Annotated in this window: 1 protein-coding gene (only partly in view); it reads right to left on the minus strand. The window is 51.9% G+C overall.

Features of this window, described 5'->3' with window-relative positions:
• On the minus strand, positions 1-18,086 hold the beginning of the coding sequence (locus tag ACXHJ1_RS20575; RefSeq protein WP_457905148.1) for a non-ribosomal peptide synthase/polyketide synthase. Its footprint begins 24,307 nt before the window's first position; 18,086 of the gene's 42,393 nt are visible here — the first part of the coding sequence; its start codon is at positions 18,084-18,086; the stop codon falls past the left edge of the window.
• Positions 18,087-18,131: the final 45 nt, after the last annotated feature.

Genomic DNA, 18,131 nt, shown 5'->3' on the forward strand with positions numbered 1-18,131 from the left:
TGGTGCACCGCCAGTCCCAGCGCGGTCAGCAGCAAATCATTGACCTCGGTGTTATAGGCGCGATGGGCCTGCTTTAACAGCTGCTGCGTTTCAGCTTCGGTCCACTCTACCGTCAGCACTTCGCTGTCTGCGTTTAAGGAGCCCTCGTAGGCAAAATCCTTAGGCAGCGGAGCAATCGCAGCTTTGGCTTGCTCTACCTGCTTCCAATACGACGCATCCGAGGCAGCCTCAGGACGATTGGCGTAAGAAGATAACTCCTGTGCCCAAGTTTGGAAGGAATCTGTTTTATAAGGCAATCGTACAGGTTCACCCTTGCTCGCCTGCTCGTAGCCTGTCGAGAAATCTTCGAACAGAATCCGCCACGACACTCCGTCCACCACCAAGTGGTGAATGGCGATCAGCAGATGGTCGCCTTCGGCTGTACGGAACCATCCCAGCTTCACCAACGGTCCTGCGGACAGGTCCATGCTGCTTTGAATTTCCGTTGCCTTCGCTTCCAGCGCTTCCGCATAGTTTTCCTGTTTACGGTAGTCCACTGTTTCCAGCGTATACAGCGTGCCTTCCTCTACAGCCCGTGTCCAAGCCGTATAACCAGCGGAAGTCTGACGGAAGACCGCACGCAGCGCATCATGATGCTTCACGAGGTGATCCATAGCCTTCCGAACCGCCGTCTCCTCAAAGCCCTCAGCGCGATAGAGCAGGACCGCTTGATTAAAGTGCTGTGGACGCTCGCGCTCCTGCGCAAAGAACCAATGCTGGATCGGAAGTAGCGCCGTTTCCCCGCTCACTTCTTCTTGATCTGCTATACGACGGACCTCATGCATATGCGGTGCCAGGGCTGCAACTGTCGGATATTGGAACAAATCCTTCATGTCCAGCTTATAGCCGGCCTGGAACGCACGGGATGCGATTTGGATGGCTTTGATCGAATCGCCGCCCAGATCAAAGAAATTGTCCAAAATACCGACCGTCTGTAGTCCCAGTACCGACTGCCAGACTGCGACCAAAGCGCGTTCTTGCACCGTACGCGGCTCTGCATAATCGGCTCCGGTTTGCAGGCTGCCTTCCGGTGCCGGCAAGGCCTTGCGGTCGATTTTGCCGTTGGGACTTAGCGGCATTTGCTCCAGCTGTACAAAGTACGATGGCACCATGTAGCTTGGCAGCTCTTGGCCCAGCTCACTTCTCAGCTCGCTCGCTCCTAGCTCTTGCCCCGCAACATAGTAGGCGACCATTTGTTTTTGGCCCGTTTCATCCGTACGAGCCATCACCACCGCTTCTCGTACCGATTCCACTTGGAGCAGCTGCGTTTCGACCTCGCCCAGTTCAATCCGGTACCCCCGGATTTTCACCTGATGGTCGATCCGGCCCAGATACTCAATGTTGCCGTCCGGCATCCATCTCGCCAAATCGCCGGTGCGATACATCCGTTCGTATCCTGGTTCACCACCCGAAAACGGATCGGCTACGAATTTCTCGGCCGTCAGCTCCGGACGGTTCAGGTAACCGCGGGCTACGCCGACACCGCCGATGCATAGCTCCCCTGCAACTCCAATCGGCTGCAATTGCTCCGTACCTTCCTTCACAATGTACAGACGGATATTTTGAATCGGTTTCCCGATCGGAATCACTGCATATTCCTCATCCGGCTCGCAATCAAAGTACGATACGTCCACCGTTGCTTCCGTTGGGCCATACAGGTTGACTAGCTTCGCTCCGGCCAGGCTCGACACGAGCCGCTGGAACCGGGCCACATGCTGTGGCGGCAACGCTTCACCACTAGCAAAGACATGGCGCAGCGTGCCCAGCTTCGCCTGCATCACTTCCCGCGGCTGCTGCTCCACATACTCCAGGAATGCATGCAGCATGGCGGGCACAAAGTGCATCGTGCTCACACCATCACGGGCAATCGTGTCCACGATGTCTTCTGGGTTCTTTTCCCCGCCCACGGACAACAGGCTTACCTTCGAGCCGACCATTGACCACCAGAACAGCTCCCACACCGACACGTCGAAGGTGAAGGCGGTCTTTTGCAGAATCGTATCTTCCGCACTCAAGCCGTACCGATTATGCATCCACAAAATTCGGTTCAGCACGGAATGGTGCTCCACCATCACGCCCTTCGGTTTTCCCGTGGAGCCAGAGGTATAGATGACGTACGCAACATGATGCGGCCCGGCCAGGGGCTCCAGATTCGAGCCATCTTCGTAATAAATGTGCTTGCCATCTTGCTCCTGACGATCCAGCACCAGCACCTGGCCGTCGAAACTCAGCGACGCTTGCTCCGCCAGATGTGATTGTGTCAGCACCAGCTTCGCTCCCGAATCCTCCAGCATAAAGCGGATGCGGTCAGCCGGATATTCCGGATCAATTGGCACATAAGCCCCGCCCGCCTTGAGGATCGCATAGATGCCCACGATCATGTCCAGTGAACGGTGAACCAGAATACCCACAGGCTGATCTGGTTTAACCCCTTCCGAACGCAAGGTGCGTGCGAGACGGTTCGCTCGCTCGTTTAGCTCACGGTAGGTCAACGACTCCGCTCCGCACAACACCGCCACTTGCTCTGGTGTATTCGCTGCCTGCTGCTCAAACAGACTGCTTAGCGTCTGATCCTGCGGATAGGCTGCCGCCGTATCTCCCCATACCTGTACGATTTGCGCCTGTTCTTCCGGCGTTACCAATGCCAGCTCATCCACACGGATATGCGGATTCTCCACGATTTGTCCGATGACGTGGTCGATATGACCTTGGATACGCTCCATTGCAGACCGGTTATACACCAGCGCATTGTACTCAAGCAGAATAGAGATATCTTCATCAGGCACGACAATCAGGTTAAAATCGTAGTTGGTTTGCTCTGCAAGTGCCACGTTGGCAATAGAGAAGCCTGTGTGTGCGTCCGCTTCGCCGGAACCGCCCATCTGCTTCATCTGCTGCCCGATGGGATAGTTTTCAAAGACCATGATGTGATTGATCAGGTCTTGTTTTTGTTCAGTCCGTGCCTGAATGTCGTAGAGCGGGAACGTGTCATAGACACTGGAGGCCAAAGCCTGTTCCTGCGTACGCTGCAATACGTCAGCAAATGTAGCATCCGGTGCACTGCATATGCGTACTGGAATCGTGTTGATAAACAAACCGATCATGCTCTCCACACCTGCAATTTCTGCAGGACGACCGGATACCACACTACCAAACACAACATCCTGATGATTATTGTATTTCTGTAAAATAACGCCCCAAACGCTTTGCAGCAATGTGTTAATCGTGACATGTTGTTGCTTGGCCATTTGGTTTAATGCGGCACTTCGTTCTTTACCCAACATAAATGGCAGCTTTTCCAAAACATAGCCGGAATTTGAACTGTTACCACTTCCGTTAGTATCCTCATCCCGTTCTACTACAGAAGCTTGCGCGCTCTCACCAGGCAACAAGGTTTGCTGTTCAAAACCTGCCAAATAGTCACTCCAATAACGGGTTGCTTCCTGTGCATCTTGATGTTCCAACCATTCGATATAGTCACTATACGGCTTGACAGGTGCGAGTTCTGGCTGCTTGTTCTCCAGCAAGGCAAAATATGCACCAAACACTTCATCCGTCATCAGGGACAGGCACCAGCCGTCCATTACGATATGATGGAAGCTCCATACAAAACGGTACGAGCGATCACCCGTGCGGAAGACAGCTACTCGCATGAGCGCATCCTTGGTTAAATCAAAGCCTCTGACTTTGTCCTGAGACACAAATTCAGCTACAGCCTGTTCACGCCCTCTGACATCCTCATAACGGAAGCTCGAATCTTTATGACGATAGACGATTTGCAAGGGTTGACCATGCCAGCCGCTGTAGAAATTCGTCCGTAATATCGCATGGCGACTAACCAGCAGCTTCAAGCTTTCCTCGAATATGGACGGTGCAAAGTGGCCCTCAAGATCAAAGGTTGCCTGCTCAAAATACACGCCTGTTTCTGCATTCATCAAACTGTGGAACAGCATCCCCTTTTGCATGGGGGTCAATGGGTACACATTTTCCAATTCCCCAACCGTCTTGGTCTGTTCCTTAATCGTATCGAATTGCTCCAGGGTCAGACCTTTGAACAGCACATCACTTGGAGTCAATTCGGCCTGCTCCCGTGTCACACAATGCTCGATCACTTCAAGCAGATTGGCTTTCAGCAGATTGACTAACATTTGGACCGTATCCTTACGGAAGACTTTGCCGTTATACCGAATGTCGAATTCCAGGATGCCGTTCGTGACAATCCCGCTCACATCGAGCGCATATTTCATCTTCGTCCGGTCACTAATGACCGATCCCATCGAGTAAGGAGACATCCGGATATCGCTGTTTGGCAAGTCTTGATCCAACTGTCCGAGATAGTTAAAGCTTACTTGTGGCTCGGCAAAAGCTTGATGTTGACCAAGGTTCAGTACATCTGCTTGCTGAATCGCTTGACCAGATTCACTCCAATATCTCCAGATTCCGTAGCCCATTCCCTTATTCAGAATCTGACGCAGGCTCTCTTTGACCTGTTTGATTCGATCCGACAAAGCATGACCACGACCGATATCCAGCAGCACCGGATATGGACTCGTAAACCAGCCTACCGTACGAGAAATGTCTGTATCCGGCAAAATGTTCTCCCGTCCGTGTCCCTCTAAATGAATCAGACTGCGTTCATGGCCCGTCCACGTGTACAGCGTCATGCCTAGTGCAGTCAGCAGCAAATCGTTCACTTCCGTGTTGTACGCGCGGTGTGCTTGCTTCAATAGTTTTTCTGTCTCTTCTTCCGTAAGCTGGAAGACCACGGTATCCGTGTCAGCCAAGGTAAACGGTTCGGCCTCCGCTTGATCCTCAGGCAAACGTACTTGGTCAGCCAAAGCAGCAGCGTTCCATTGCTTCCAGTAGGCGTATTCGCTGTCCATGGCTGCACTATTCGCATAGACGGAAAGTTTTTGTGACCAGGAACGGAATGAATCTGTTTTGTCCGGTAACTGGAGCGTCTCTTCACGGATGGCCTGTTCATAGGCTACAGCTAAATCTTCGAACAAAATGCGCCATGATCCCCCGTCCACGACCAAATGGTGAATTACCATCAACAGATGGTCCCCATCTGCACAGTGGAACAAACCAGCCTTCAACAGCGGTCCTTCATGCAGCTGGATACTGCTTTGAATTTCACTAGCTTTCGCCTCCATGGCTGCGCTGAGCATGGCTTCATCCGTCAAGTTCGTAAAGTCCACCACGTCCAGGTGATACAGCTCACCTTCCTGTACTCCGCGGTTCCAGGCTTCATAGCCTTGCTCGGTCTTGCTGAACACCATCCGCAGTGCATCATGGTGCGCTGTGAGTTTGCCAAGTGCCTGACGCAAAGCGGACTCATCAAACCCTTGCTTCCGGTGCAGCATCACCGCCTGATTAAAGTGATGTGCGTCTACTTGCTTTTGGGCAAAGAACCCATGCTGGATGGGAGACAAAGTTGTTTCCCCGCTCACTTCTCCCTGATCTACCCTACGACTTACCTCGTGCATATGCGGTGCCAGTGTTGCGACGGTTGGGTAGCGGAACAAATCTTTCATGTCCAGCTTGTAGCCTGCCTGGAACGCACGCGATACGATTTGAATCGCCTTGATCGAATCGCCGCCCAGATCAAAGAAATTGTCCAAAATCCCGACAGTTGACACGCCCAGGATGGACTGCCAGATCGCTACGAGTGCTCGTTCTGCTACCGTACGTGGCGCTGCATACTCTGCACCGCTGTGCAGACTGCCTTCCGGTGCTGGCAGGGACTTGCGGTCAATTTTGCCGTTCGGTGTCAGCGGCATCTGCTCCAACCAGATGAAATACGACGGCACCATATAGCTTGGCAGCTTTTGTCCCAGCTTTTGTCTCAACTCATTAGCTCCAAGCTCTTGACTTGCCACGTAGTACGCCACGAGCTGGGTTTGACCTGTTTCGTCCGTGCGGGCCATGATGACTGCTTCTTGTACGGACTCCACCTGCAGCAGCTGCGATTCGATCTCGCCCAGTTCGATCCGGTAGCCCCGGATTTTAATCTGGTGATCCATCCGGCCCAAATATTCAATGTTACCGTCCAGCATCCATCTCGCCAAATCGCCTGTACGATACATTCGCTCATGGCCTGCCTTGTCACCAGCGAACGGATGATTTACAAATTTCTCGGCCGTCAGTTCTTCACGTTTCCAGTACCCGCGAGCCAAGCCTTCCCCGGCAATACATAACTCACCCGGCACACCGACGGGCTGCAATTCCCCATTCGCATTCAGGATATATATTTGGGTATTCGCGATAGGACGTCCGATGTTAATTTGTTGAGCATGGGTCAGTTCCTGCACGGTCGACCACACCGTCGTTTCTGTAGGTCCGTACATGTTATAAATACGGGGACCGTTTATTTCTTGCAGTGCTGCAAGCAGCTTGGACGGCAGGGCTTCGCCCCCCACCATAATGGCCTTCACGCCTTGCAGCGCCCGGGAACCTGCTTCATGACCCAGCAGCATTTGCAACCGGGACGGCGTCATTTGCAACATCTCAATATGATGATGAGCAATCAATTCACCCAGCGCTTGAGGATTCACCTGATGCTGGTGGTCGCCAAGCACCACCGTCATTCCACCTAGCAGTGGCAGGATCGTCTCCAAGATGAAAATATCAAAAGAAATGGTCGTGAGTGACAACATCGTTTGGCTCGTTTCAAAGTCAATGACTTCGCGCATCCCTGTGATAAAGTTGAGGACGGAGCGATGCTGGAGCATAACTCCTTTCGGATTTCCGGTTGAACCAGAGGTATAGATGACGTAAGCCAAATGCTCTGGGCTGGAGATCGATTCCAGGTTACTGCTTTCTCCCTGATACAATGCTGCATCCTCAAGAAATAGGGCATTGGCGTGGCAATGGTGCTCTTCTGCTAAATCACGACGGGTCAGAAGCACTGCGGCCTCGCTGTCTTCCAGCATGTATGCAATGCGTGAGGACGGAAATTCGGGATCAATCGGCACATAAGCACCACCTGCTTTTAGCACGGCCAGCAGACCTACGATCATTTCCACGGAGCGCTGTACCATCAGACCGACCAGTTTGTCAGGTCCTACTCCCTGTGCTTGAAGCACTCGTGCCAGCGAATTCGCCCGTTCATTTAGCTCCTGATACGTCAGACGCTGATGTCCAAATACCAATGCCACCTGATCTGGTGTACACTCCACCTGAGCCTCGAACAGCTGATGGATCGTCTGATGAGACGGAAATGTACAAGCGGTATCATTAAAAGCCGCTGTAATCTGTTGTTTTTCCGCTGCTGTGAGTAGTTCCAGCTCTTCCACCCGAACATGCGGGTTGAGCGAAATTTGCTCCAGCAGGCGTACAAAATGTCCATACAGACGCTCAATACCTGCTTGATCAAAGCTGAGCGTGTTATACATAAAACGAATCTTGATGCCTTCACCTGGCATCACGACAACGTTCAGATCGTAGTTGGTTTCCTCTGTAGACACCACGTTTGAAATTGTGAAGGGATCCTGTCCATCACTGCCCAGTTGCTCTACCTGCTGCTCCACCGGGTAATTTTCAAATATCATAATATGGTTGATTAAATCCTGCTTCTGCTCGGTCAGCGCTTGAATTTCATACAGCGGGAACGCATCGTAGGCATTGGAAGCCAGCGCCTGCCGCTGTGTTCGTTTCATCAGCTCAACAAAGCTTTCGCCTGGTTCAGACTGCACACGCACTGGAATTGTATTGATAAATAGCCCGATCATGTGCTCCACACCTGGAATATCCCCTGGACGGCCGGATACAACACTGCCGAACACGACATCCGTACTGTTGTTATACTTCTGCAACAGAACGCCCCATACGGTCTGAATCAGCGTGTTGATCGTCACCTGATTTTGCTTCGCCACCCGTTCGATCTGGTCAACCAGCTCTGGCTGGAATTCGCAATCCAGATCTTCAGCGATATATTCCCCGGCTTGCATCGATTTCGGCTGTGCTTTTTGCTGCGGAAGCGTAATTTGCTGCTCGTAGTCCGCCAGATACCCACGCCAGTATTGCAGGGCTGCCTCACGGTCCTGACGTTCCAGCCATTCGATAAAACGACTGAACGGCGTGACAGGCTCCAGCACGGGCTCATGACCCGCACGCAGGGCCAGATAGCTACCGAATACTTCCTGGGTCATAAAGGACAAGCACCAGCCATCCATCAAAATGTGATGGAAGCTCCAAATAAAGTGATACGTTTCATCCCCGGTTTGTAGGATGGAGATACGAAGGAGTGCATCCTCTGCGAGATGGAAACCTTTTGCTTTATCCTCGATAACAAAAGCTTCCACCCGAGCTTCTCGTTCCTCTTTTTCTAATCCGCGCAGGTCTTCATAATATAATTGTCCGCTGCGATGGCGGAAGACGACCTGTACAGGCTCATCCTTCCATGAGTTGATAAAGTTCGTCCGCAGGGCCTCATGACGCTGTACGAGCAGATCCAAGCTCTTGCCGAAAGTAACCACATCAAAACGCCCATTCAGCTCAAAGGATGCTTGCTCAAAATAAGCCGCCGAGCTCTCATCCATTAGACTGAAGAAGAGCATGCCCTTTTGCATCGGCGTCAAAGCATACACATTTTCCAGCTCGCCCAGATCTCGCGTATCTTCCACCAATTGCTCCAACTCGTCCAGCGTTACATGGTTTAACAGCACATCACTTGGGGTCAGCACTGTTCTTTCTTGGGCAACACAATGGCTAATCACCTCACGCAAGCCAGATGCCAGCAGTTCTCCCAGCCGTGCAATCGTTTCATGACGGAACTGCGTTGTACCGTAGCGGATCGTGAACACCAACTCGCCATCCTCGATTAATCCGTTGATATCCAGCGCAAAATCCATAGTCGCGTTCGTGCTGACAGGCACACCGATGGAATAGGATGAAGGCTGTAAATCGTTGCCTTTATAATCCTGATCGAATTGGCCCAAATAGTTAAAACTGATTTCAGGTTGAGCCTGTAACTGCACGCCTGCTTTCTCTAGCACATTTAGACCCGACAGGTAGCGTAAAATGCCATATCCGATGCCTTTTTGCGGAATATGACGCAGCCCTTCCTTGGTCCGCTTGATCAGACGAGCAGTATGTCCCCCTTGTCCCAGACTTCCATCCAGGACAACCGGGAACTGGCTTGTAAACCAGCCGACCGTACGCGTAATATCCACATCCGGTACAATGGCTTCCCGTCCATGGCCCTCCAGATTGACCAGTACCCGTTCGGAACCCGACCAGTCATACACCGCTTTTCCAAGCGCCGCCAGCAACAGGTCATTCATTTCCGTGTTGTACGCACGATGAGCTTGTTTGAGCAGCTGCTCAGTCTCCTGCTTCGTCCAGCGGACCGTCACCATCTCACTGTCTCCGAGCCGTGCATTATCATTTGCAAAATCCTTCGGCAAAGGCTTCGCGAGGCTTGCTTCTGCTTGTTCGATATGCTGCCAGTAGGCCAGCTCCTGCTCCATCGTCGCACTGTTGGCATAGGCTGACAGCTGTTTGGCCCATACCTGGAACGAATCTGTTTTATGCGGCAGCCGAATAGCTGTGCCGGTTTGACCTGCAACTGCCTGCTCATAACCAGATGCCAAATCCTCCAGTAAAATACGCCACGATACACCGTCCACCACCAAATGATGAATGACGATTAATACATGGTCGCCCTCAGCACAATGAAACAGACCGAGCTTCACCAGTGGACCCGCGCTCAAATGAATGCTGGCTTGAATTTCACTCGCCTTAGCTTCAACAGCGGCAGATTCGTCTTCCACTCCGCTGAAATCTACAATATCAAGCGTGTATAGCTCGCCTTCCTCTACACTGCGGTTCCAAGCGACATAGCCCTGCTCCGTCTTACGGAATACCGTGCGCAGTGCGTCATGATGCTGGACCATACGGTCCATCGTACGGCGCAATGCATCGACGTCAAAGCCCCCAGCTCGGTACAGCATCATCGCCTGGTTGCTGTGGTGCAGATCAGCCGGCTGCTGCTCGAAGAACCAGCGCTGAATAGGTGTTAGTTCCACCTGGCCTACTGCCTCTTCCTGACTGGCCACCTTGCCATCGGTACGAAGCAACGGACTGAGTGCCGCTACCGTCGGGTAGCTGAAGAGATCCTTCATGTTCAGTCGATAACCTGCTTGTAGCAAGCGGGAGGATACTTGCAAGGCTTTGATCGAATCGCCGCCCAGCTCGAAGAAGTTATCCTGCGTGCCTACGGCCTCCACGCCAAGCACTGCGGCCCATACCGCAGCCAGTACTTGCTCCACCGTAGTACGCGGTTCCACATAGGCTGCTCCGGTATGAATGCTGCCTTCCGGTTCCGGCAAAGCCTTGCGGTCGATTTTGCCGTTGCTGGTCAGCGGGATCGTCTCCAGTCGCATGAGCCGTGCTGGCACCATGTGCGCTGGCAGTCCGGCTTCCAGTGCTGCCTGTACTTCCTCGATCCGCAGCTCGGCTTCTCCCGTGATGTATCCACACAAATACTTGTGTCCACGCTCGTCCGTCCGGTCGATGACTACGGCTTGACGCACACCCGGTACCCGCTGGATCGCCGTTTCAATCTCGCCTAGTTCAATCCGGTAGCCCCGGATTTTGACCTGATAGTCCATCCGGCCGATAAAGTCCACATTGCCGTCTGGCATCCACCGTGCCAAATCGCCGGTGCGATACAAATGTTCACCCGGTACGTACGGGTTCGCTACGAATTTCTCCGCCGTCAGGTCCGCACGGTTCAGGTATCCCCGTGCGACCCCGATGCCGCCGATGCATAGCTCGCCCAGTACGCCGATCGGCACCGGATTCAGCTGGCTGTCCACGATGTAGAAGCGTGCGTTCAGCCATGCCTGACCAATCGGCACATTCCCGCTGCTTGGTAGCTTCGACAGCTCTTCGTCGTAGAAGCTGGAGTCGATCGCCGCTTCCGTGACGCCATAGCTGTTGATGATGCGGATGTCCGCACCAAACCGTTCTTGCAGCACTCGGTAGTCCGTCACGCTACAGCTATCTGAGCTCGTGATCAGCAGTTCCAGACTGCTCATGTCCAGCCCGTGTTCATGCACATGCTGCATAAACGGTACGATCAGAGCTGGAGTCGATTCGAACACGGTGATTTGATAATCGCGAATCCAGCCATATAGACGGCTTGGATCAATCCGGTCGTCTTTCGGACAGATGACCATCGTGCCTCCGTTATAGAGCGTCCGTGCAATATCGCCGACGAACACGTCGAAGGAGAAGCTGGCCAGTTGCAGCAGACGTACCGGGAACTGGTTCAGACGGTAATCCCGGCGATAGGCCGCAGCCGTGTTCACCAAGCTGCGATGCTCAATCATGACGCCTTTTGGACGTCCCGTTGTACCGGACGTATAGATCACATACGCCAAGTCTTGCGGCTCGTTGATGTGATCGACGTCTGTGACATCTCCGGTATACAGCGACTCATCGTCAAGTGCCAATACAGTATGCAAACGCAGCCCTGTTACCGGTTCGGATGCTGCTTCGCTGTCAGACTTCGAATCTGCTTTCAAGCTCAAACTTTCGTTCCGGTTGTCTCTTTCCATCATTTCAACGCCAGCCGCTGTTTCCAGTTCGCCCTCCGTCGGTCCTCCGACCAAGGCCCGCCGGCTTTCCTCGAGCCATACTTGTGCACGCTCCTGCAAACCGGTTTGCGTGAGCAGCACCGTCGCACCGCTGTCCTCCAGCATAAAGCGGATCCGTTCGGATGGATAGTCTGCATCCAGCGGTACATAGGCGCCTCCAGCCTTCCATACCGCTAGTACGCCGACCAGCATATCCACCGAGCGTTCGCTCAAAATGCCCACAATGGACTCGCGTCCAATGCCTTCATTTCGCAATCTACGGGCCAGTTGGTTCGCGCGCTCGTTCAACTCGCGGTACGTAAGCTGCCGCCCCTCGTATACAACGGCCACATGATCCGGCACAAGCTGCGCTTGTTCTTCCACATAGGCGTGGAACAACAATTCCGATTCCTTTTCATCACTCCATGCAGCTACGCCTACTGATCCAAAACCATCGATGATTTTCGCTTTTTCCGCAGCAGTCACCAGCTCAAGCTCATCCACCAGTGCATCTGGTCGGTGAATCGCTTCTTCAATCATATGCAGCAAATGCTCACGGATTTGCTCTACAGCTGTACGTTCCAACACCTGCGCGTTGTACTCCAAATGGACATGGATTTCATCGCCTGGCACCACGGTGATGTTGAAATCATAGTTTGTTTGCTCTGACATGGAAGCATTGGCAATCGTAAAGCCATTGTTCCCGCGGCTACCCATCTGCTCCATGCGCTGTTCCACGGGGTAGTTTTCAAACACGATAATATGGTTCACCAGGTCCTGCTTCTGCTCGGTCAGGGCCTGAATTTCATATAACGGATAGGTTTCATAGGCACGGGAAGCCAGTGCCTGCTCCTGAAGCTGCTTCATCAGCCCAGCAAATGTCATCTCTTTCTCACTGTGAACTCGTACAGGAACCGTATTAATGAACAACCCAATCATTTTGTCGATGCCCGGAATATCTGCTGATCTGCCGGATACGACACTGCCAAATACCACATCCCGACTATTGTTATACCGCTGTAACACAACGCCCCACGCTGCTTGCAGGAATGTATTGACTGTCACTTGCTTCTGCTTAACCAGCTTGTTCATCCGCTCCGTCACTTCACGGCCCAGTGTAAATGAAAGCTTGTCCGCTTCATATGCTTTAGCGTGACCGTCCAGCTGTTTGACCTGCGGCAATACGGTCTGCTGCTCAAAGCCCGCAAAATAATCGCTCCAGAACCGTTCTGCCTCCGCGTTGTCCTGTCGATCCAGCCATTCAATATATTCACTGTATGGCGTTACCGGGGCAAGCTCCGGCTTGCGGTCTTCAAGGATGGCAAAGTACGTATGAAACGCTTCCCCGACAACCAGGAACAAGCACCAGCCGTCCATCAAAATATGATGGAAGCTCCACACAAAACGGTACGACTCCTCACCTGTACGTAAAATGGACACCCGCATCAGCTCGCCGGAGCTGAAATGAAAGCCTTCGGCTTTGTCGCGCTCGGCAAAATCAGCAAGGTATGCGTCCTGCTCTTCTTGTCCCATTGAACGTATATCTTCAAACCGGAATCCAGCCGCTTTATGACGGTACACTACCTGTAAAGGCTGCTCATTCCAGCCACTATAAAAATTCGTTCTGAATATTTGATGGCGACCCACCAGCTGATTGAGGCTTTCGGCAAAAGCCTCCACTTGGAAGCTGCCTTGCAGATCAAATGTCGCCTGCTCAAAGTACGCCCCGGATTGCGGCTCCATGAAGCCATGGAACAGGATGCCTTTTTGCATAGGTGTTAACGAATAAATGTTTTCCAGTTCTCCCGCAGCAGCCGTCTGCTCTACAATATGATCCAGTTCTACAGCCGTCAGTCCTTGGAAGGACAAGTCGCTTGGGGTCAGCTCCGGCAGCTCTTTGGCCACACAGTGAGCCAACACCTCACGCAAGCTCTCCTGCAGCAGATCAGCCAGTTTTTTAATCGATTTTTTCATGAACATTTTGTTGCTGTAGCTGATCGTCAGTTCCAGGGCACCGTCCGTGATCATGCCATTGATATCCAGAGCGTACCGCTTGGTCAACGTGTCACTCATGGAAGCTCCGACGGAATAAGGAGACATGCGGAATGCATTCTGCTTCAAATCCTGATCGAATTGGCCGAGATAGTTAAAGCTGATTTCCGGCTCGGCCACAAAAGTGGCTTCTTCTGCCCTGTCAGCAAGATATCTCAAAATTCCGTATCCAATCCCTTTATGCGGCAAACGGCGTAGCCCTTCCTTGACGTTCTTGACACGCTGTCCCACATTCCGGTCCTCGCCCATATCCAGGACCACTGGAAATTGGCTGGTAAACCAACCGACGGTGCGCGTAATATCCATATCCGGCAAAATGGCTTCCCGTCCATGCCCCTCCAGATTCACAAGCACCTGACCGATGCCTGCCCACTCCTGAACGGCTGTACCCAGAGCTGTGAGCAGCAGGTCGTTTGCTTCTGTACTGTAGGCCCGATGAGCTTGTTTCAAGAATTGTTCCGTTTCTTCGACCGTCCACGCTACGGTCAGTGTCCGATCATCGCGAAGCTGTGGTTTGGCCTGAGATTTTCGAGTGTAATCCTTAGGCAATGCCTGTTGAACAGCACCAGCTCGCTCCACCTGCTCCCAATACGCACGTTCCTTCTCCAAAGCGGTGCTGTTCGCATAAGCTGACAGCTGATCCGCCCAAAGGCGGAAGGAATCCGTCTTATTCGGTAAACGGACAGACTCGCCCCGTAAAGCCTGTTCATAGCCGGATGCCAGATCCTCCAGCAAAATACGCCAAGACACGCCGTCGACCACCAAATGGTGGATCGCTACCAACAAATGGTCTCCATCGGTGCAACGGAACAGACCCAGCTTCACCAGCGGTCCTTCATGTAGATGGATGCTACTTTGAATTTCGCTAGCTTTGCTCTCCAGCAAATGGGCAAAGTCAGACTCCTGGGTATAATCCACCACTTCGAGGTTATACAGCTCTCCTTCTTGCACGCCACGGTTCCATGCTTCATAACCACCCTCTGCATTTTGGCGGAATACGATGCGCAAAGCATCATGATGCTCGACAATGCGTTGCAATGTTTGATGAAGCGCCGTTTCGTCCAAACGATCCTCACGGTGCAGCATCAGAGCCTGGTTATAGTGCTCAGGATTAGATGGCTGCTGTTCAATAAACCAGTGCTGAATCGGTGTCAAGGCCACGTTTCCTCTGACTTCTCCTTGATCGGACACGCGGGTCACCCGCTGCACCCGTCCGTTCAGCTCAGCAATCGTTGGATACTGGAACAGTTCTCTCATTTCCAGCTTGTAACCATTTTGCAGCAATCTCGAAGACACCTGGATGGCCTTAATCGAGTCGCCTCCCAAATGGAAGAAGTTATCCAGTACACCAATCTGTTCGATACCCAGTACAGATTGCCATACCGATACCAATGTCCGCTCTACCTCATTACGGGCGGCTACATAATCCTCGCCGGAATCCACGCTTCCCTCCGGCTGTGGCAACGCCCGCCGATCCACCTTGCCATTCGGTGTCAACGGCAATTGCTCCATCTGTACAAAATACGACGGCACCATGTAACCTGGCAATTCCTGGCTCAAGGCGCTTCGTAGCTCACTTGCCGTAATATCCGCAAGGGTGACCACATATGCGCAAAGCTGTTTTTGTCCCTGCTCATCCTCACGTGCAATGACGACGGCTTCTTGCACCGCCTCCAGCTTCAACAGCTGCGCTTCCACCTCGCCCAATTCAATCCGGTAGCCCCGGATTTTCACTTGCGCGTCGATCCGTCCTTTGTATTCCAGCGTCCCGTCCTCATTCCAGCGAACCAAATCGCCTGTACGGTAGCAACGCTCTCCACTGCGGAACGGACTATCTATGAACTTTTCAGCTGTTAAATCAGGACGATTCCGGTAGCCACGTGTCACCCCGTCGCCGCCGACGATCAGTTCACCCCATGCCCCCACAGGCTGAAGTTGCATGGAACGGTCTACGACATACGCCGTGGAGTTGTGGATCGGACGCCCGATCGGCACTGCTTCCGATTGCACGCCAGCAATCGCATGAGTTGTAGAAAAAGTTGTATTTTCCGTCGGGCCATAGCCATTGATAATCCGTAGGGACGGATGAGCCTCCAGCACCCGGTTAATGTGCGGTACGGATAACACATCACCGCCGACCAACAGTTCTTGTACCCCCTCGAACAACTCCAGATCCTGCTGGGATAGCTGGTTAAAGAGTGGCGCAGTCAGCCACATTGTTGTAATACCATGGCTGCGGACAGCTTCCTTGAGCTTCGGCACATCCAAAATGACATCCTGGCTTACCAGTACAAGCTGTCCTCCATTCAGCAACGCACCCCAAATTTCGAAGGTGGACGCGTCAAAGACAACGGCGCCGGTTTGCAAAATGCGCGTGTCAGCACCCAGTTGCGCATAGTTTGTATTTTTCACCAAGCGCACAACATTGCGGTGTTCTACCATAACCCCTTTAGGCTGTCCGGTCGTACCCGAAGTGTACATAAGATAGGCAAGTCGATTACCAAATGGATGTGCTCCAGTAGTACTGTCTACGACAGACGAAGAAGATTCCTTTAAAAGGTCATTTTTCAGATTTGAATAATAGGTAAAATCTGCATGACTAGCTTCGTTTTGTTCCCCATGTATGTTATTTGCATCTTGATTATTCTCTGCCCCGTACACAGCGGCATCGCTCAGATCCAGCACAATTCCGGTGTAATCCTCCGGTTGCTGTTTCGCATGCTGCACCAGCAGCAACTCCGCTCCCGAATCTTCCAATAGGTAGCGCACACGTTCAGCCGGATAATCAGGGTCAATCGGCACATATGCGCCGCCCGCTTTGAGAATCGCCAGCATGCCGACGATCATATCTACGGAACGCTCAGCAACGATACCTACAGTTCGCTCAGCGGTAACACCGTGTCCGCGCAGCGTGTGAGCCAGCCGATTGGCTTTTACATTCAATTCGCCATAAGTTAAATGGGCGTTGTCAGACACAACTGCTGTCTGATTCGGTGTACGTGCCGCCTGTTCCTCAAACAGCTCATGAATGCCTGCTTCGTGTGGGTATTCCACTGCTGTGGCATTGAATACGTCAACGATTTGCGCCCGTTCTTCCTCACTGATCAGCGACAATTCCTCTATCCGCTTGTGTGGGCCCTGTACCATATGCTCCGCCACACTCAAAAATTGTTGAATAATTCGAGCAATTTCCTGCTCACTAAACAGCTCGGTACGATAATCCAGGTATAATACGAGTCTATCGTCATCCAGCATTTCAACCATATGAATATCGAAGTCATTCACTGTATCTCCGCAGAAATCGTTATCCACCTGCTGAATCGCTTCATCAAAACGGGAGAAACTCAAGGTACGGTACTGAATAGATGCCCCAAATAGACGCTGGATGTCCAGACTACTTTGCTGTTCGCGTAAATCTTGAATAATTTTGTTGTACGGGTAACGCTGATGCCGCAAAATGGACGCCTGCTCCTTCCCTACACCCTGCAAGAAGGCCAGCAGTTCGGATTCCGGTTCGACCAACAGACGAGTAGCCACGGTGCTGACGAACATGCCGATGGTATCCTTTTCTTTCTTAGACGTACGGTTGGCATAGAGAGTCCCTACGGTTAAGTCCTGCTCACCCGTCACTTTATGCAAATAAATATACAGAGCCGCCAGGAAGAACGTGAAAATACTGATTTTATGTTCCTCGCAAAAAGCCGTAACACCACGATACAATTCATGCTTCAGTATAAAACTCTCCCGGCGTGCAGCTGTGCTCAATGTCAGCGGGTTATATGATTTTAAGCCTGTGGTCTCTGGCAAATCAGCAAACTTTTCCGTCCAATACGTCTTGTCCTTTTGATAGCGATCAGATTGCTCATAGCTTTGCTCTACCTGAATAAACTCTAGATAAGGATTGCCTTTGGTCGGTGCATCCTGACCTGTACCATGCACAATATCCATATAATGTCCAGTGATTTCATTAATGGCCTGATTCATGGACACGCCGTCCGAAATAATATGATGCATTTTAAAATTGAACCAGGTTTCTTCTACCCCTAGCTGTAAAATAACAAATCGGTACAGCTGCGAATCCAACAATGAGAACGGTTGTGGATTATGGCGCCTTAACCATTCATTCGCTTCTTCCGGGGTTACTTGAAGCGTTTCAATATTTTCCGCTGTAAACGGCTCTACATATTGATATGGGATTCCATCCTGAGCAGTGATTTTGATACGGAAAGAATCGTTTTGGGCAATCACTCGGTTCATTGCTTGCTGCAATGCATCTATACGAACAGTTCCTCTGATTTTTACAGTACCGATAATGGTTGAAGTGTTCCGATGAGGATACAAAAGCTCCGTATACCAAATACGTTGCTGTGGCTGGCTTAAGGAAAACAATTGAACATCTTGCTGTGTCATCCGTCTCTCTCCTCGCAAAATAGATATTTGGTAAAAAGAAAATTC

The sequence above is a fragment of the Paenibacillus sp. ALE2 genome, assembly GCF_054113385.1.